This is a genomic window from Paenarthrobacter sp. CM16 (genome assembly GCF_013179505.1).
Lineage (GTDB): Bacteria > Actinomycetota > Actinomycetes > Actinomycetales > Micrococcaceae > Arthrobacter.
The window spans coordinates 1-16,682 of the sequence record NZ_JABMCX010000088.1; the positions used below are offsets into that span (position 1 = coordinate 1).

General features: G+C 62.9%; 17 protein-coding genes. 14 read left to right on the forward strand and 3 right to left on the reverse strand.

Features of this window, described 5'->3' with window-relative positions; translation table 11 throughout:
* Positions 1–340 (reverse strand): tautomerase family protein (locus tag HP499_RS09805; RefSeq protein ID WP_172323895.1); only part of this gene is annotated, 340 nt, incomplete at its 3' end.
* 942 nt (positions 341–1,282) lie between these two features.
* Between HP499_RS09805 and HP499_RS09810 the strand changes: the two genes are divergently transcribed.
* Positions 1,283–2,185 carry an MBL fold metallo-hydrolase gene (locus HP499_RS09810; RefSeq protein ID WP_172323896.1) on the forward strand — a complete coding sequence of 301 codons (903 nt, stop codon included), beginning with the start codon at positions 1,283–1,285 and terminating at the stop codon, positions 2,183–2,185.
* Positions 2,186–2,554: 369 nt separating this feature from the next.
* Here the strand turns inward: HP499_RS09810 and HP499_RS09815 are convergent, their stop codons facing one another.
* A complete protein-coding gene (locus HP499_RS09815) occupies positions 2,555–2,941 on the reverse strand; it encodes a hypothetical protein (protein WP_172323897.1) in 387 nt (128 codons plus the stop codon).
* Positions 2,942–3,069: 128 nt separating this feature from the next.
* A complete protein-coding gene (locus tag HP499_RS09820; protein ID WP_172323898.1) occupies positions 3,070–3,381 on the reverse strand; it encodes a hypothetical protein in 312 nt (103 codons plus the stop codon).
* Between the two features lie 529 nt (positions 3,382–3,910).
* On the opposite strand from HP499_RS09820, the gene HP499_RS09825 reads away from it, so the two are divergent.
* From HP499_RS09825 to HP499_RS09885, 13 genes are all read left to right on the forward strand, one after another.
* Positions 3,911–4,603: a hypothetical protein gene (locus HP499_RS09825; RefSeq protein ID WP_172323899.1), complete on the forward strand. Its 693-nt coding sequence runs from the start codon at positions 3,911–3,913 to the stop codon at positions 4,601–4,603.
* Between the two features lie 85 nt (positions 4,604–4,688).
* The gene (locus tag HP499_RS09830; protein WP_172323900.1) at positions 4,689–5,597 is read left to right on the forward strand and encodes a crotonase/enoyl-CoA hydratase family protein; all 909 of its coding nucleotides are present in this window, start codon (positions 4,689–4,691) and stop codon (positions 5,595–5,597) included.
* A 260-nt stretch (positions 5,598–5,857) separates the two neighbouring features.
* Entirely contained in the window at positions 5,858–6,349 is a 492-nt protein-coding gene (locus HP499_RS09835) for a tautomerase family protein (protein WP_172323901.1), read from the forward strand.
* A 94-nt stretch (positions 6,350–6,443) separates the two neighbouring features.
* Positions 6,444–7,358 carry an alpha/beta hydrolase gene (locus HP499_RS09840; protein WP_172323902.1) on the forward strand — a complete coding sequence of 305 codons (915 nt, stop codon included), beginning with the start codon at positions 6,444–6,446 and terminating at the stop codon, positions 7,356–7,358.
* Positions 7,359–7,403: 45 nt separating this feature from the next.
* Positions 7,404–7,832, forward strand: a complete 429-nt coding sequence (locus tag HP499_RS09845) for a nuclear transport factor 2 family protein (RefSeq protein ID WP_172323903.1) — start codon at positions 7,404–7,406, stop codon at positions 7,830–7,832.
* Positions 7,833–7,834: 2 nt separating this feature from the next.
* On the forward strand, positions 7,835–8,839 hold the full coding sequence (locus HP499_RS09850) for an NADP-dependent oxidoreductase (RefSeq protein WP_253951504.1): 1,005 nt from the start codon (positions 7,835–7,837) through the stop codon (positions 8,837–8,839).
* A gap of 67 nt (positions 8,840–8,906) precedes the next feature.
* A complete protein-coding gene (locus HP499_RS09855; RefSeq protein WP_172323905.1) occupies positions 8,907–10,124 on the forward strand; it encodes an acetyl-CoA C-acetyltransferase in 1,218 nt (405 codons plus the stop codon).
* An 11-nt stretch (positions 10,125–10,135) separates the two neighbouring features.
* Positions 10,136–10,894 carry an SDR family oxidoreductase gene (locus tag HP499_RS09860; protein ID WP_172323906.1) on the forward strand — a complete coding sequence of 253 codons (759 nt, stop codon included), beginning with the start codon at positions 10,136–10,138 and terminating at the stop codon, positions 10,892–10,894.
* A 5-nt stretch (positions 10,895–10,899) separates the two neighbouring features.
* Positions 10,900–11,559, forward strand: a complete 660-nt coding sequence (locus HP499_RS09865; RefSeq protein ID WP_172323907.1) for an HAD family phosphatase — start codon at positions 10,900–10,902, stop codon at positions 11,557–11,559.
* A complete protein-coding gene (gene fabG, locus HP499_RS09870) occupies positions 11,556–12,317 on the forward strand; it encodes a 3-oxoacyl-ACP reductase FabG (protein ID WP_172323908.1) in 762 nt (253 codons plus the stop codon). The genes HP499_RS09865 and fabG overlap by 4 nt, the downstream gene beginning before the upstream one ends.
* Positions 12,314–12,766 carry a MaoC family dehydratase gene (locus HP499_RS09875; RefSeq protein WP_172323909.1) on the forward strand — a complete coding sequence of 151 codons (453 nt, stop codon included), beginning with the start codon at positions 12,314–12,316 and terminating at the stop codon, positions 12,764–12,766. Before fabG ends, HP499_RS09875 begins: the two co-directional genes overlap by 4 nt.
* Positions 12,763–13,791: a phosphotransferase family protein gene (locus HP499_RS09880; protein ID WP_309138371.1), complete on the forward strand. Its 1,029-nt coding sequence runs from the start codon at positions 12,763–12,765 to the stop codon at positions 13,789–13,791. The genes HP499_RS09875 and HP499_RS09880 overlap by 4 nt, the downstream gene beginning before the upstream one ends.
* Positions 13,792–14,034: 243 nt before the next feature.
* Positions 14,035–15,822: a long-chain fatty acid--CoA ligase gene (locus tag HP499_RS09885; RefSeq protein WP_172323910.1), complete on the forward strand. Its 1,788-nt coding sequence runs from the start codon at positions 14,035–14,037 to the stop codon at positions 15,820–15,822.
* Positions 15,823–16,682 lie beyond the last annotated feature (860 nt).

A 16,682-nucleotide genomic window follows, 5' to 3' on the forward strand; every position in this document is an offset into this window, starting at 1 on the left:
CGGTCCACAGATCACGCGGCATCTCCTCGATGCTCAGTTCCCACAGGTATCCCCGCCCGTCGAGCCAGGGCCTGATGGTCTCGGTCAGCATGTTCATGATGAACTCGCGCATCACCCTGGTGTTCATCGATCTTGCGATGTGCTCCACCTGGATGCGAACAAAGTCCTGGCCGGACTCACCACCCCTGAACGCGTTCTTCCCCTCCACCTCGTAGAAGAACACGTCGCAGTAGAAAGCTGGCATTTCGGCCGCATAAAGAGCTGTGATCGCCTTCGCGAAGTCCTCTTTATCTTGGTCGGTGTAGGCCCCAGCGGGGGTGTGGATTCTCCAGAACGGCATGACATTCTCCTCATTGTTGTGAGACGGGTGCTCACACGTATAAAGACCACACCCGGGGTGGGCGGGACCTGTTGATTCGGGCTGCTGAACTCGCTCACCGCGAGACCGCAAGAAGGGCGGGATCGCGTCGAGGCTGCAGGCACCGACAAAGTTGGGGCTTGAGGATCGAAGCGGGGGACCGATTGTGACAGCGCTGTCGACGATTTGATCCCATGGACTCATCACTTCCTCAAGCTCGCATGGACACTGAGCCTGACGTCAGACTCATATATACAGTGATACATATCACACTGTCAAGAACTTGCTGATGCGTGTTACCGGCGGCCGTCGTTGAGCCTGTTTGCCGCAGCGATTCGAAACCAGCCGGAGCGAAGGGCAGTAGAGGTCTAAAGTTCAGGATGACGGCGAATGCCTCACCCGCGACAGTTCGGCCAGTTGCTGACGTGCGGTCCGGTTGGCGATCTAGGCTGCAGTTGGGCTGGTGTGGCCCGCTGGTCATGCGCGGCCGGATCGAGCGTCGCGGGACGCGGATTGCGAAGGTTATCGGCAACTGCGCTGGGCGATTACGGTCAGAGGCGGCGACATATCCTCGACAAACCCCGGCGCTCAAGACGGTGGCCTAGGGGCAATCTCCAGCTGTCGAATTGCGCTTGGAGCTCTTGGTCCTGTCGCAAGTAGGGTGGGCTAGTTGTAGTCGTCCCCCCCGAGATGTTCTCTCGCTTCTGTGCGATGGATCACAATGCCGGACCCGACACCGCCACTTCCCCACTCACCGCTTCATAAGCGGGCTTAGGCGGTGGCGGCGCGTCGTGTCACTTTTGTCCCGGTACTGGGCGGATTGCGCCTATGTGACGTGCGTCGCACCCGAGTAGGTTCGATTTGACCGGCAGCACGTCCCAATTCGTGCCGCTTCCAAGGTCGAACCTAGGAGGTTTGTACGTCATGGATATTGAAAAGCACTCGCCCACAACCGCTCCGCCGATCCGCGCCACGTCGTTCGTCGGGCGGTGGCCCGACATCCCAGCCGATTGGCCCGAGATGATCAGTGGCAAGTTCTCGCCGACCAGCGCAACGCTGATCAGCGGCCCGACTGAGGCGATCCTGATCGATGCGCTGTATCTTAAGGACGATGTCCGAGAACTCGGGGATCTGATCGAGCGCACCGGTAAGTCTTTGACGACGATTTACATCACCCACGCGCACGCAGACCACTATGCGGGGCTCGGACCGCTCCTCGAGCGGTTTCCGGGTGCACGGTGCGTGGCGATGCCCCATGTGGTCGACGCCATCAAGGGTGGGATGGAGGTGCACAAAGAGCAGTGGAGGATGTTGTTCGGCGACGCCTGCGTGACGATTGGGCCGCTTCCGGAGCCCATCGATGAACGCACCCTTTTTGTGGACGGATCAGCGGTGAAGATCATAGAGGTCAAGCAAGCCGACATCCATCCCACCTCAATCGTGCACGTGCCCGAGATCGATGTTGTCGTGGCCGGCGACTCCATTTACAACGAGATCCACCCGATGCTGGGTCTCGCGACGCCCGAGGAGTGGTCCGACTGGCTGGAGACGGTGGATCTGGTGGAAAGCCTGAATCCTCGCGTGATCGTGGCCGGACACCGTAGGCCTGACGGCGACGACCACGCTGTCGAGACCATGATCGCCCAGACGCGTTCCTACATCCGCGACTTCGCTGCTGCATATGAGGTTGCCAAGGACGTGGAGGAATTGGTGACAGTCATGGTTGCGAAGTATCCCCACCACGGCAACCTCTGGAGTCTGCAGTTTTCTGCTGCAAGTGCGCTGCAGTACCGTGAGAGCGGAAAGACAGCCGCGGACGCAGTGTGAACCCAGGCCGATCGCGTCGTCGCCACAAGGTAGACAAGGCAAGCGAAGAAAGCGCTCTATAGTCCTGCGGGCCATTTCAGCCGAACCTGTTGCTGTTCTGAACACCCTCCGGGTTTGCTGCCGTAAAAGTCCGGTTTGTGGTTTTGGAGTTCATGTAGCTGCGGCATGCGCCTGTAGTGGTGATTGTCGCTGCCCGAGGCGTGGATCATGATTGTGATGTTTCTGATCTTCGGGTTCTGTTTCGCGACTCCGACAATCTCGTGCCATATTTCGTTTTTTAGTACATGCACGGGGGTCTCGCGCGGCCCCAGAGTCCGCTTGATTCTGGGTATGCGAGCTCAGGTTGTGGCGGCGGCAACGTAGCTCGTCTCAAATGCGGCCAGACCTCGTAAAGAGGGGAATCATCGAGAAGCCTTCGACGTCCTCGGCCACGATGCCGCGTTGGTGTTTGAGCTCCCTGATCTGCCTCGCGATGCGGGGGAGGACCAATTCGACGGCTTCGGTGCCGATCATGGTGACGGTCTGCTCGCTGAGCGCAGTAAAGACCGCGTCGATATGGTTTAGCGGTTCCTCGCGGCTGTGGTTTCTTGCCGAGCGCGACACGGTGCCCCGCCGGCGGTCCGCAGGTCCGGCGTATTTGATGAGCAGCTGACGGACCAGGGACCAGGTCAGCCCTGTCCCCGGAAAGACGCGCTCCCGGCAGGGAAGATCCGCGGCAGCAGCGACCATGACCGGTGGCCGTGCTGATGAACTCATGGGTCAGATGAGCGTCGAATCCGGAGAGCGCCTTCAGCGCCGCGAGCACCTCGCTCTCATAGTCAACGGCTCGCAGCGTGCGCGGCACCGCCCTCGCGGTTCAGCGACAATGAATACATCCCGCCGCGTCAGTCTTGGACTTTCCGGATACAGGTCAGCGGCTTGCGCATCGCTGGACCGGGCAGGTAGGAATCGGTGCCGCCGTCTCCGGTCACGGCTATCGGAAGAGCGCAGATGGTGTTGAGTTGGTCAATGATCACCAGCACCCTGCCGTGCTGCGGCAGATCGCGCAGCCGCGCCTCATCCTGAGCCAAGGGCTTGTCGAAAACCCGTTCTCCTGCTGCGTTCATGCCGCGGTGTGATGTTCGGATTTTTCCGACATCAAGCCCGCAGTAGATCTTGTATCCTTCGTCCATCCGGCGCTCCGTTGCACCACTCATGGCCGCAGTCACGACACCCGATGCTGACACTGACACTCGCGCTGCAAAGAGACCTGGCCCCCTTCGAAAGAGCTGGCAGTGTCCCTATCAGCAGTCAACGGACCTCCGAACCGGCGGCAGCACTGCCCGGATCATCAAAGACAGGGCAAGAAAGTCATGCCGGATCCAGCGACCACATCCCCGTCTCTCGGGGACCTCATGAATGTTGCGCCAGCCCACGGCGGGTACCACCGGCTGCTGTGCATCGGAGCACTGCAACCCACCGCGGCCGGTACTCAGGGGGAGGTCCGATGCAAACCATCTCCTGGACGCAAGTGTGCCAGGACACTTATGAACTCGCGACCTTCCCGGCCGAGGCGGATTGGGCAGAGACACTCACATGCGGCCTCCGTCCTGGGGTCACTTGTCGACGGCCATCACCCGCCGTCGTGTGGGTATGAAGCTGAGACGGAACAGCTTGGCGACCCGTTACCTGCATCGGGCAGGTTTCGACCAGCCAACCGGACACAGCCTTCCCTAAAGTAGCAGCATGACAACTACAGGCATGCTCCGCATCCGTCAGGCCACCATCGTGGCCCGCGACCGCGACACAGTAGTCGCGGACCTCCGAGCCAAGCTCCCGCTCGGGGAACCGTTCTACGACCCGGACGTGGCCCAGTTCGGTCTATGCAATGCGGTCCTTCCGCTCGGTGACACCTTCGTGGAAGTCATTTCGCCCGTGGAGGAGGGTACGGCTGGTGGCCGTCACCTGGACCGTCTTGGCCACGATGGTGGCTATATGGCCATGTTTCAGGTGGATGACATCGCCACGGCCCGTGCTCGCATCAAGGATCTCGGCCTTCGGGTCATCTTCGACAATGACGAAGACGGTGACATCGACATCCACATCCACCCCAAAGACGTGCCGGGCGCCATAATCACACTCGACCATATGAAAGTCCCGGACTCCTGGCGATGGGCCGGACCTGAGTGGATTCAGAAGGCCCCGGCGGTGCTCGGTCCGGGGAGAGTGACAGGTGCGACCTTGACTGCACTGGAGCCGACCAAACTCGCAAATACGTGGGCAGCGGCTCTAGGCACGACCGCCGATGGCGACCGGATTGCCCTAGACGGCGGCGAGCTTCGCTTCGTCGCGGGCGATCGTGACGGCATCGCGGCCTTCCACGTCGAGGGACTCGCGGCGGACGTCACAAGCGGTGGCGTCGATTTTGTGCGCGCCTGAATCCGCGCGGGTGGCGGGTCCAGATCGACAACCGGGGCCGCGCCCTCTCTGCACGGGCCACATTGCAACTCAAGGGGTATGAAGCATGGAATTCCAGACGATACGTCACGATGTCAGTGACGGCATCCTGACGATCACGTTGAGCCGACCGGAACAGCTCAACGCCTTCACTGTCACGATGGCTGAGGAGCTCCAGCATTCGTTCCGTGCGGTCAACGATGATGACGCCATCCGCGCCGTCATCGTGACCGGGGCGGACCGTGCGTTCTGTGCCGGCATGGACCTCAGGGGTGAAGGCAACGTGTTCGGGCTCGACGAGAATCTCACGCCTGGTCTGAGCGACATGGCCGACCTCGACAACCCAGCCATCGCAGCGGTCCGCGACGCTGGTGGGCGGGTCACGTTGGCCATCCACGACTGCCGCAAGCCGGTCATCGCTGCCATCAATGGTGCAGCCGTGGGCATTGGCGCCACGATGACACTGGCGATGGACCGTCGTCTGATGTCGAAGTCGGCACGTATCGGACTGGTTTTCGGCCGAATAGGCATTGTCCCAGAGGCTTGCTCGACGTGGTACCTGCCCAGGCTCGTAGGCCCATCTGCAGCCATTAACTTGGTCTTGGGCGCCGATATTCTCGATGCCGAGGCCGCTCTGGTTATGGGACTGGTTGACGAGGTCCAGCCCGACGATGACCTCCTTGCCCAAGCCATCAGGGTCGCAGATTCGTGGACTCGAAATCGCTCTCCCGTCGCCATTGCCCTCACTCGCCAGATGGTGCGCCGCAACGGCAGCCTGTCACATCCCAGCGATGCTCACCGGATCGACTCGCTTGCCATGTTCTGGACCAGCATTGGTGACGGCAAGGAAGGTGTGTCGGCCTTCTTGGAGAAGCGGAAGCCACATTTCCGTGGGCGGGCGTCGGCTATGCCCGACTTCTATGACGACTGGATGCATGGCCCGGGTCCACTTCCGGGGCCTACAACATCGGAGTGAGTCCGCGGCGTGCTCGTAATCGTGTCGGTTCTGTACCGGTGCTCGGCACGTTCGACCTATGTCGCTGGCGTCACATGCTCGTACGCTGGATGTGACCGACAGCACAATCGCCCGTGCTGCTGGCAAATCCAGTATTGAGGGTCCGCACGAATCGCGTACCGCGGACAAAAGCCAAGCGTTTCGGGCAATGGAGCCGAGCGTTTCGAACAAGTCCGGTAGGCCGTTCCGCAGTACCCATCATCCAGAAGAAGGAGCAGATCATGCCGCTGTGGCAATTGTTGACCCCAGAAAACGCATTCACGCCTGAAGAGAAGGCGGACATTGCGACCAAGATCACCAACATCTATTCGTCCGACTGGTCGCGGGAGAACTTCGGTTTTGAGCTGCCGAAGTTCTACACCTCTGTCGTCTTCCACGAAGTCAAGGCGGACTCGTTCTTCGTAGGCGGCGAGCCCCGCGATAATTTCGTCCAAATCGAGGTCGTCCACATCGCCCGCACGAACGAGCAGGCTGCCGCCCTGGCGGGCATCACCGTCGAAGAGATCCTTAGGCGGTATTTCGAGAACGTCAACAGCATCCTCAAGCCCTACACGATCGACCGAGGTCTTGAGGTTGAGTTCCACGTCGAGACGGCACCGTTCGAAACCTGGCAGATCGACGCCATGGTCCCGCCGGAGCCGTACAGCGAGGAGGAACGGCGCTGGTACACGGAGAACCGGAGCTCGCCGTACGGAGCGTATGTGACCGCCTAGCTGTTGACTCGTGATCGGGGTGCGGTTCGCTGCTCGGGACGCACCCCGGTCCCTTGACTCTCATCCCCTGACATACCACTGGAAAAGGAATTCCATGCGCGAAGACATCGAGTTCGACGCCGAAGGCGTGACACTGCGTGGCTGGTTCTACCCGGCCGAAGGCGTGTCCGGCCCGGCACCTTGCATCATCTTGACCCACGGATTCTCCTGCACGAAGGAAATGGGTCTGGAGCCCTTTGCCGACGTGTTCAGCGCCGCCGGCTTCGCCTGCGTAGTTTACGACCATGCTGGTTTCGGCGCATCGGAGGTTGCCGCAGGCAAGCCGCGGCTGGAGCTTGACCCGTGGACCCAGATCCGTGACACGCAGCACGCCATCACATATGCCCAGGGACGGGCCGACGTAGATGCTTCGCGTATCGGTTTATGGGGCTCGAGTTACTCGGGTGGCAACGCGTTCGTGGTAGCGGCCATCGATCGCCGCGTCAAGGCTGTCTCGGGTCAGGTTCCCGCGACGTACGGCCGGCGGAACTTCGAGACAGCGATACCGCCGGAGTTCCGGCAGGGCGCGCTGGACGGGCAGGCCGCCGACCGCCTGGCGCGCGCACGCGGCGAGGCCCCCGCGATGATTCCAGTCGTGACGGAAGACCCGACACGACCGGCAGTTATGCCGACGCCCGATGCGTGGGCCTTCTTCTCGGCCTACGAGGGGACGGCGTGGCGTAATGAGGTCACTTTGCGTTCCACGGAACTGGGGGGGTTCGAGGCCGCGGAGTTTTTCAAGTACGTCGCCCCCACCCCGATGTTGGTCCTCGCCGCCAAGAACGATGTCGTCACGCCTGGCGACTGGGCCAAGGAGGCCTTCGACACCGCCCGCGAGCCCAAGGAGTTCGTCTGGCTGCCAGGCGGTCACTTCGATGCCTACACCGGCCCGGCCTTCGAGATCTCATCCGGCACGTCGAAGCGGTTCTTCTTGGACCACTTAACCGGCGAGCTCGCGCCATCGATGTGACGGGCTTCGACCATCCATGAAAGTCCACAAAGGAGAACGACCCGAATGAGCACACTTGCAGGAGACCTGGGACGAGCCCTGGGTAACATCGACGCGATGCAGGCGCTGTACGCCGACAACATCAGCTGGACCTTGCCCGCGACCTTGGGGCGCATCGGTGGCACCCATGAGGGCAAGGATGCGGTCTTCGCGTTCAACAAGATTTCACTGGCTGCCTACGACAGGGACGCCGGCATGCACACCGAGATCCTTGAGGAGTTCGACGCGGACGGCGGCAGGAGTGTAGCCCGCCTCCGCGTGCGTGCGACCGTGAAAGCAACGGGCGAGGGATACGACAACCAGTACGTGCTCATTGTGCGTGGCGCGGACAGCAAGATCGTCGAGGTCAACGAGTACCTCGACACCCTTAAGACCATGCACTACGACGGCCTGCGGCGCTACCTCCCAGCGATCGATGGCGTGGAGGTCAAGTGAGCATGATCGAGCGCAGATGGCGAGTCGCCGCCATGCCGGAGGAGCAGCTAGACAGCTCCCATTTCGAGCTCGTTACGGCCGAACGTCCAGAGGTGCTGGACGGTCAGGTCGGTTGCCGGGTGCTGTGGATTTCGATCGACGCAGCCCAGCGCGCCTGGTTCCAGGGCGTCTCGTACCGCGATGCCCTCCACATCGGCGATACCATGCCCGCCTTCAGCATTGGACAGGTGGTGGAGAGTCGGTCCGGGGACTTCGTACCCGGCGATATCGTCTCCGGCCACCTGGGGTGGCAGGACTATAGCGTCGTCGACGCTGACGAACTGACCCGGATTGAGGTCAAGGCGCCGCTGTCCCGCTACCTGAGCGTGCTGGGCATCACGGGCCTCACGGCGTACTTCGGTCTGTTCGCCGTCGGAGAGGCCAAACCCGGTGAAACCGTCGTCGTCTCCGGGGCTGCCGGGGCGACGGGCAGCCTCGTCGGCCAGATGGCCAAGCTACGCGGGTGCCGCGTGGTCGGCATCTGCGGCAGCACTGAGAAGCAGGAATGGCTCACCTCGAAGCTCGGCTTCGACGCGGCCGTCAACTACCGCGACGAGAATTTCCGGGCGGCCCTGAAACAGGCTTGCCCCGACGGCATCGACGTGTTCTTCGACAACGTCGGGGGTACGACGCTCGACGTAGCCCTTAGCCGGATGGCCCACCGAGGGCGCATCGTTTGCTGCGGCGTGGTCTCGCAGTACGACACGACCACGCCATCGCGCGGTGCACGCGGGGTGCCGGGAATTCTCATCGGTAAGAGCATCACGATGCGTGGATTCCTCTACACAGACTACGTCGAACGGTCCGACGAAGCCATGCAGGCGCTCCAGGGCTGGATCGAGGAAGGCACGCTGATCGTAGCCGAAGACATCCTTGAGGGCCTCGAGAAGGCCCCACAAGGTCTAATAGGCGTCCTCAACGGCACGAATGTCGGCAAGCAACTGATCCACGTCGCCGACCCCTCCTGACACCACCACCGCGTCCCAAACGACAGCGGAAATCCAACACATTTCCCATTAGCCAGGAAGGCTCTCCATGCCCGAAGCAGTCATCGTCTCCACCGCCCGTTCCCCGATCGGACGGGCCGGCAAGGGCTCTCTGAAGAATATCCGACCCGACGACCTCACGGTCCAGATGGTTCGCGCAGCCTTGGCGAAGGTGCCTGGGCTAGATGAGTCCGAGGTGGTCGACCTCATGCTCGGCGTGGGCCAACCGGCGGGGGAATCTGGCAACAATCTGGCCCGTGCGGTCGCGGTGCTGAGCGGACTGGACCACGTGCCCGGGGTCACCGTCAATCGATACTGCTCGAGCAGCCTGCAGACCACGCGCATGGCCTTCCACGCGATCAAGGCAGGTGAGGGGCATGCATTCATCTCGACCGGGGTCGAGACGGTCAGCCGATATGCGAACGGTCATGCTGACCTTCCGGAGGCGCAGAACCCAGTCTTCGCGGAAGCGCAGGCGTTGACCGAGAAGCGCGCGGGCGGTGGCGCTGACACGTGGGTCGATCCTCGCATCAGTGGAAAGCTGCCAGACCTCTACATCGCGATGGGCCAGACAGCCGAGAACGTTGCGCAGGTCCTTGGCATGTCGCGCCAGGATCAGGACGAGTTCGCCGTGCGCAGCCAGAACCTGGCTTGTGAGCGGATCGAGCAGGGTTTCTGGGCGCGCGAGATCACACCGGTGACAATGCCTGACGGGACGGTGGTCTCGGCCGACGATGGTCCTCGTGCTGGGACAACGATCGAGGGGGTCAGCGGCCTTCAGCCGGTGTTCCGCCCTGACGGCACCGTGACAGCCGGCAATGCGTGTCCGCTCAACGACGGCGCCGCCGCATTGATCGTCATGAGTGACACACGAGCTAAGGAGCTGGGACTGACGCCCCTAGCTCGGATTGTCTCCACTGCAGTGACCGGCCTGTCGCCGGAGATCATGGGCCTCGGCCCGGTCGAGGCGATCCCTGCCGCACTGCGAAACGCCGGCATGTCCCTGGACGATATTGACCAGTTCGAGATCAACGAGGCATTCGCCTCGCAGGCTCTCGGATCTGCCCGGCAGCTCGGCATCCCGCTGGACAAGCTGAATGTCAACGGCGGCGCTATCGCGGTGGGCCACCCGTTCGGCATGACCGGCGCCCGCATCACCTCCACCCTCATCAACTCACTGCAGTGGCATGACAAACAGTTCGGCGTCGAGTCGATGTGCATGGCCGGTGGCATGGGCATGGCAATGGTCCTCGAGCGACTGAAGTGAAAGGCACAAACATGAGCAAGCGTTTTGACGGAAAGACAGCCATCGTCACCGGAGCGAGCCGGGGCATTGGTCTGGCCATCGCCGAACGGCTCGTCGCGGACGGCGCGCGTGTTGTCATTACCGCGAGGAAGAAGGAAGCGTTGGACGAGGCGGTCGTCGGGCTTGGTGGGCCAGGCAAGGCGCTGGGTGTTGCTGGCCGAGCCGACGACCCCGACCACCAGTCCGAAGTCGTGCGCCACGCCATTGAGGTGTTCGGGAGCATCGACTTCCTGGTCAACAACACCGGGATAAACCCCGTGTACGGGCCGCTGGTCGACCTGGATCTGGGCGCAGCCCGCAAAATCGTCGAGGTCAACTGCATCGCCGCGGTCGCGTGGGTCCAGCAAGTGTACACGGCCTGGATGAAAGAGCACGGCGGCGCAATCGTCAACGTGTCGTCTCTGTCCAGCATTCGGACGGCCCCAGGCATCGGCTTCTACGGCGCGAGCAAGGCTATGCTCAACTCACTCACCGAGCTGATGGCGGTTGAGCTGGGCCCGGACATCCGGGTCAACGGCGTCGCGCCGGGAGTCGTGAAGACACGCTTCGCCACGAAGCTGTATGAGGGTCGAGAGGACGAGGTCACCGAGGCGTATCCGCTCAAGCGGCTGGGGGTACCGGAGGACATCGGCAGTATTGTGGCCCACCTGCTCTCGAACGATGCCGGGTGGATCACGGGCCAGACAGTCGTCGTCGATGGCGGTCTCAGCCTTGCCGCAGCGGAGGAGTGAGGTTCTTGCGGGATATCGAAGCGGTCCTTTTCGACTACGGCGGTGTGCTGACCACCCCGGTGAAGGCGTCGATCGACAGCTGGCTGGCTGCGGACTCGATCGTGCCGGAGTCCTTCTCCACGGTACTGCGCGCGTGGATGTCCCGCGACGCTGTGACCGGAACGCCGGTGCATCGGCTGGAGACCGGCGAGCTCAGCATCGCGGACTTCGAAGTGCTTCTGGCTGAAGAGCTGCGAACAGTGGACGGTTCGGCCGTCGTGCCCGAGGGGATCCTTGGCAGGCTGTTCGCCAAGATGCAGCCCGATCCATTGATGTTCGCACTGGTCGAGGAGCTGCGCGCGACCGGGCTTAAGGTTGGTCTGCTCTCCAACAGCTGGGGCAACACTTACCCGCGAGCCCGCATCGACGCGCTTCTCGACCCGGTGGTGATCTCTGGCGAAGTGTCGCTGCGCAAGCCCGACGCCGCGATCTACGAGTTGGCGCTGGACCGGGTCGGCGTGCCTGCCGACCGCGTGCTCTTTATCGACGACGCCGAGCCCAACATCCTGGGTGCTCGGGCCTCAGGTCTGCAGGCCCATCTTCACGCTGATCATCTGTCTACCCGCGCCGCTCTAGCCGAGCTGGTACGCGACCTCAACCCCCATCCCCAAGGAGTTACCGCATGACCACCACCACGACCCGCATCGCCATCGTGACCGGAGCCGCCCGCGGCATCGGCGCTGGAGTCTCTAAGCGCCTTGCCGCCGACGGTGTCGCAGTTGCTGTCCTGGACCTGGACGAAGCTGCGTGCCAGGCCGCCGTGGCCGAGATCGAGGATGCCGGCGGCCGAGCGATCGCAGTCGGCGCAGATGTCGCCGACGAGGAGGCGGTTAAAGCCTCCGTCGAGAAGGTCGTCGCTGAACTGGGTGAGCCGACCATCCTGGTCAACAACGCCGGAGTCATCCGGGACAACCTGCTGTTCAAGATGTCCACCGCGGACTGGGACACGGTAATGAGCGTCCACCTGCGCGGGGCCTTTCTCATGACCCGCGCCGTGCAGCGCTACATGACCGAGGCGGGCTGGGGCCGGATCGTGAACCTGTCCAGCACCTCCGCGCTCGGCAACCGTGGTCAGGCTAACTACGCCGCGGCCAAGGCCGGCATCCAGGGCTTCACCAAAACCCTCGCGATCGAGCTGGGCAAGTACGGCGTGACCGCCAACGCCATCGCCCCGGGATTCATCGAGACGGAGATGATCATGGCGACCGCGGAGCGCATGGGCATGACATTCGAAGATTTCAAGGCCTATGCGGTCCGCGAGATCCCGGTCGGTCGCGGCGGTCGACCCGCCGACATTGCGCACGCAGTGTCTTTCTTCACTAGCGAGGACGCGGGCTACGTGTCCGGCCAGGTCCTGTACGTGGCGGGCGGGCCGAAGGCATGAAGCTGTTCGACGGCGTCCCCGACCTCGAGAAGGCCGTGGGTACGCACTTGGGCTACTCCGACTGGCACACGATCGACCAGGCTCAGATCGGCGCGTTCGCCACCGCCACGGGTGATCACCAGTGGATACACATCGACCCCGAGCAGGCGGCCAAGGGGCCCTTTGGTGCGACCATCGCGCACGGCTTCCTGGTCCTGAGCCTGTTGCCGATCCTTTGCTGGCAGGTGTACGACGTGGTGGGGGTCACGATGAGCATCAACTACGGCGCTGACAAGGTTCGTTTCCCCTCTCCGGTGCCGGTGGACTCTCGGGTCCGCGCGGGTGTCGAGCTGATGGCGGTCTCACCCAACTCTACTGGCTCTAAGGTCTCCACCCGCGTGACCATTGAGCGCGAGGGCAGCGACAAGCCGGTCTGCGTCGCCGACATGCTGTCCATCATGGTGCCGTGATCCCGGACATGGGGCGGCTCCCCGGCATTGATCTCGATGCTCTCAGCGCGTGGTTCGCCGCCAGGGTTCCTGGCGCCGGTGGACAGCTCGAGGGCTCGCTCATCGCTGGTGGGCGATCCAACTTGACTTACATTGTGGCCGACGGCAGCAAAGAGTGGATCGTCCGCCGACCGCCGCTGGGGCACGTGCTGGTCAGCGCGCATGACATGGCCCGCGAGTATCGCGTCATGTCCGCCCTTCAAGGCACCCACGTGCCAGTCCCGCAGACGTACGCGATGTGCACGGACCACTCCGTGCTGGGGGCGGACTTTTACGTGATGGAGCGCTGCGCGGGCACGCCGTACCGCCACGCCGCCGAGGTTGAACCGCTCGGACCAGCCAGGACCCGTAGGATCTCCGAGCACCTCGTGGACACACTGGCCACGTTGCACGCCGTTGAGCCGGCATCAATTGGTCTTGCCGACTTCGGTCGTCCGGAGGGCTTCCTCGGCCGTCAGGTCGTTCTGTGGAAGAGGCAGCTCGACGCCTCGTATACCCGTGACCTGCCCGCCGCCGACGAGCTGCACCGCAGACTCGTGGACTCGGTACCGTTCGAGTCTGCCGTCGGCATCGTGCACGGCGACTTCCGTCTGGACAATCTGCTGGTCGACAATGCCGACGAGGTCACAGCGGTCCTTGACTGGGAGATGGCAACCTTGGGCGACCCGCTCACCGACCTCGCGCTGATGCTCGTGTACTTCGGGCTGGGAGCCTCCGGGATTGATGGCGTAAGCGACGTGTCGACCGCACCCGGCTTCCTGGATGTGCGTGAGGTGGTCGAGCGGTACTCACGTGGCAGCGCGCGTGACCTATCAGGCTTCGGGTTTTACATGGGCCTGGCGACGTTCAAGCTCGGCGCGATCATCGAGGGCATTCATTTCCGACACCTAAGCGGCCAGACCGTCGGGTCAGGCTACGACGACATAGGCGACTTGGTCCACCCGTTGCTGGACGCAGGCCTCGACGCTATGAAGGAGATCGGTTGATGGACAACCGACTGCAAGTGCAGCCCTTTCGGGCCAGCACGACGTGACCGCGGAGGAGCGACGGGCAGCTCGGCGTGCCCTGTTGGACGCGTGGGGCGCAGAGACGCTGTTGTGACGGATATTTACGGTACTTGACTTCAAGTGCATACGAACGTAATGAGGCGCCCTTATCCGGGCGAGCTCTCGTGATGACGGCACAGATTAGCTCCGTGCCGACGATGGAAGATGGAAGGGTAGACACACATGCAAGCAACTAGCACCGCCAATGCTGCCACTGACGAAGCATTCGAACGCGCGCTGCAGGCGCAGACGGTCTGTGAAGCATTTCAGATCACCGCGGCCGCCCGGGCGGGGCAGGTTGCACTGCGCACCCCGGACGGCAGCGTCTCGGTGACCTATGGCACCCTCGCCGAGCGGATCCGCCGAATCGCGGCTGGTCTCGCGGCCTTGGGTGTGCGACGTGGCGACACCGTTGGCATCATGCTGACGAACCGGCCAGAGTTTCATATTGTAGACCTCGCCGTGATGCACTTGGGCGCTGTCGCCTTCTCGGTGTACAACACGTCGGCACCGGGTCAGATTGCCTACATGTTCCAGGACGCCGGGAACAAGATCGTCATCACCGAGACCGACTTCGTCGAGCGCATTGAGGCGGTGCGTGACGATGGCATGCCGATCGAATGCATCATCGTTGTCGACGGTCAGCCGAACGGCACTCTCGGTCTCGAGCAATTGGAGAAGCTCGGCGACGCCGAGTTTGACTTCGAGGCGGCGTGGTCGACCGTTACCCCCGACGACCACCTCATGCTGATTTATACCTCAGGCACGACGGGCTCGCCCAAGGGCGTCCAGCTCTCGCACGGCAACATGATGAGCGAGATCCGGGCTGTCCAGCAGGCCCTGCCTGTCACGCCAGGCGGACGTACCGTCTCATTCCTGCCCGCCGCCCATATCGGAGACCGGTGGAGCGGGCATTACTCGCCGGTGGCCGTGTGGGGATACACCGTCACTTCGTCCGCCGACGCCCGCACGACGATGGACGTCGTCAAGCAGGTACGCCCGACGGTGTTCCTTGCGGTGCCGCGCATGTGGGAGAAGGCGAAGGCCGCCTTGGAAGTGCAGATCGAGTCGCAGCCCGGTCTGGGTGGCACGCTTATGCGATGGGCCATCAGTGCGGGGATCGAGAACGCCAGGGTCGTCCAGGCGGGCAAGACTGCCGGCCCCGTGCTCGCGCTGAAGGCGAAGGTCGCCTCGAAGATCGTCGGCTCGAAGATCCGCGAGGAGCTCGGCATCGAGCAGGCAGCGTGGTTCCTCACCGGATCTGCGCCGACGCCGCCCGATGTATTCCAGTTCTTCGCAGCCGCGGGGATCCCGGTCTGCGAGATCTGGGCCATGAGCGAGACCTCCTGCCTTGCGACAGTGAACCCCCATGACGGCATCCGAGTGGGCACGGTCGGCATTCCGGTGCCCGGGGTGGAGGTGAAGGTCGCCGAGGACGGCGAACTGCTCGTGCGTGGCGCGACGGTGATGAAAGGGTATCGTAACAAGCCCGAGCAGACGGCCGAGGCCCTCGACGCCGACGGATGGCTGCACACGGGCGACATCGGATCAATCGATGCCGACGGCTACGTGCGGCTCGTGGACCGAAAGAAAGAGATCATCATCAACTCGGCGGGTAAGAACATGTCTCCCGCCAACATCGAGAACTGGCTGAAGTCCTCCAGCCCTTTGATCGGCCAGGCGGTGTGTGTTGGAGACGGCAGGCCGTACAACGTCGCGCTGTTCACCCTCGACCCTGACGGAGCGGCGGGTCGATCGATAGACGATCCCGATACTATCGCCGAGGTCGCGGCCGGTGTGGAGCGTGCGAACGCGCATTTATCACGAGTCGAGCAGATCAAGAAGTTCAAGATCGTTGCCCAGGAGTGGCTGCCCGGCAGCGAGGAGTTGACTCCCACGATGAAGATCAAGCGCAGGAGTATCATCTCGAAGTACTCCGAGCAGATCGATGAACTCTACGCGCCGAGGTGAGCGTCCACCTAAGAGTGGCTGCCGCCCGCGAGCGTGCGCTGGATCGTTCAGGGTTTCCACCGCCACGCGGGCGGGCGGTGAATCCGAGGAGGCGCAATGCAGGACTGCGACCGCCGGTGCGCCTTCGAGCAAGCGCGGTTAAATGGACGGAAAGTTCTACCGGGTCGGGAGCCCCGGGCTGCGGCCGCCAGCGCAGCGAGCGACCGTGCACCGGCTTTCTTGATGCCTCGTCATCGCACTTCCGCGTTGACCTCATTGCACAGCGTCCGCCGTGACGTTTCAGGTGGACAGCCCGCCAGCCCGTCCTTTGAGCCGAGGTTCCGATACAGAAACAAGATCGGCGTCGGGGAGGCCACACGTCTCACTTCCGTGTTTCATGTGGGGCGTGTCTGGCGGCTTCTCGTCAGGTCACCAGGCAGGGGCCATCGCTCGGGGCGCTGACGGTGTAGGGCGGGCCCTGTAGTGCTCTAACCGGAGATGCTCGGCCTCGGTCTCTGCTGGCGACTTGGCAGGTCTCGACCACGAGGTACGACGACAGCCGTTCCTCATTCGAGATCCACTTCTGCTCTCGTCGATCTCATTGGTCCAGGCGATGGGGACGACCTCGGTCCGGTCAAACTTGTCACGCGGCGCGCAGCCAGTGCAGCAGGAGTCGTTCTTGTTCCTGTGGAAGATCACTGTCGTTTAGAAGCACGACGTGTACACAACGCAGGAGAGACTCCGGCGTTGTGTACACGTCGTGCGGATTCTCTCCAGACGGTTGTGCACTGTCTTGGGTGTGCCCTGTTTAGGCGCTGGCTTAAGACAGGCGGAGGAGTGAGGTGCGTGATGACTCATGTCAAGATGCGCGCGAAAGTGTT

What these genes read in the sequence shown, in the direction of transcription:
- HP499_RS09810 (WP_172323896.1), top strand. Translation starts at nt 1,283, where the DNA reads ATGGATATTGAAAAGCACTCGCCCACAACCGCTCCGCCGATCCGCGCC.
- HP499_RS09815 (WP_172323897.1), bottom strand. Translation starts at nt 2,941, where the DNA reads ATGAGTTCATCAGCACGGCCACCGGTCATGGTCGCTGCTGCCGCGGAT.
- HP499_RS09820 (WP_172323898.1), bottom strand. Translation starts at nt 3,381, where the DNA reads ATGAGTGGTGCAACGGAGCGCCGGATGGACGAAGGATACAAGATCTAC.
- HP499_RS09825 (WP_172323899.1), top strand. Translation starts at nt 3,911, where the DNA reads ATGACAACTACAGGCATGCTCCGCATCCGTCAGGCCACCATCGTGGCC.
- HP499_RS09830 (WP_172323900.1), top strand. Translation starts at nt 4,689, where the DNA reads ATGGAATTCCAGACGATACGTCACGATGTCAGTGACGGCATCCTGACG.
- HP499_RS09835 (WP_172323901.1), top strand. Translation starts at nt 5,858, where the DNA reads ATGCCGCTGTGGCAATTGTTGACCCCAGAAAACGCATTCACGCCTGAA.
- HP499_RS09840 (WP_172323902.1), top strand. Translation starts at nt 6,444, where the DNA reads ATGCGCGAAGACATCGAGTTCGACGCCGAAGGCGTGACACTGCGTGGC.
- HP499_RS09845 (WP_172323903.1), top strand. Translation starts at nt 7,404, where the DNA reads ATGAGCACACTTGCAGGAGACCTGGGACGAGCCCTGGGTAACATCGAC.
- HP499_RS09850 (WP_253951504.1), top strand. Translation starts at nt 7,835, where the DNA reads ATGATCGAGCGCAGATGGCGAGTCGCCGCCATGCCGGAGGAGCAGCTA.
- HP499_RS09855 (WP_172323905.1), top strand. Translation starts at nt 8,907, where the DNA reads ATGCCCGAAGCAGTCATCGTCTCCACCGCCCGTTCCCCGATCGGACGG.
- HP499_RS09860 (WP_172323906.1), top strand. Translation starts at nt 10,136, where the DNA reads ATGAGCAAGCGTTTTGACGGAAAGACAGCCATCGTCACCGGAGCGAGC.
- fabG (WP_172323908.1), top strand. Translation starts at nt 11,556, where the DNA reads ATGACCACCACCACGACCCGCATCGCCATCGTGACCGGAGCCGCCCGC.
- HP499_RS09875 (WP_172323909.1), top strand. Translation starts at nt 12,314, where the DNA reads ATGAAGCTGTTCGACGGCGTCCCCGACCTCGAGAAGGCCGTGGGTACG.
- HP499_RS09885 (WP_172323910.1), top strand. Translation starts at nt 14,035, where the DNA reads ATGCAAGCAACTAGCACCGCCAATGCTGCCACTGACGAAGCATTCGAA.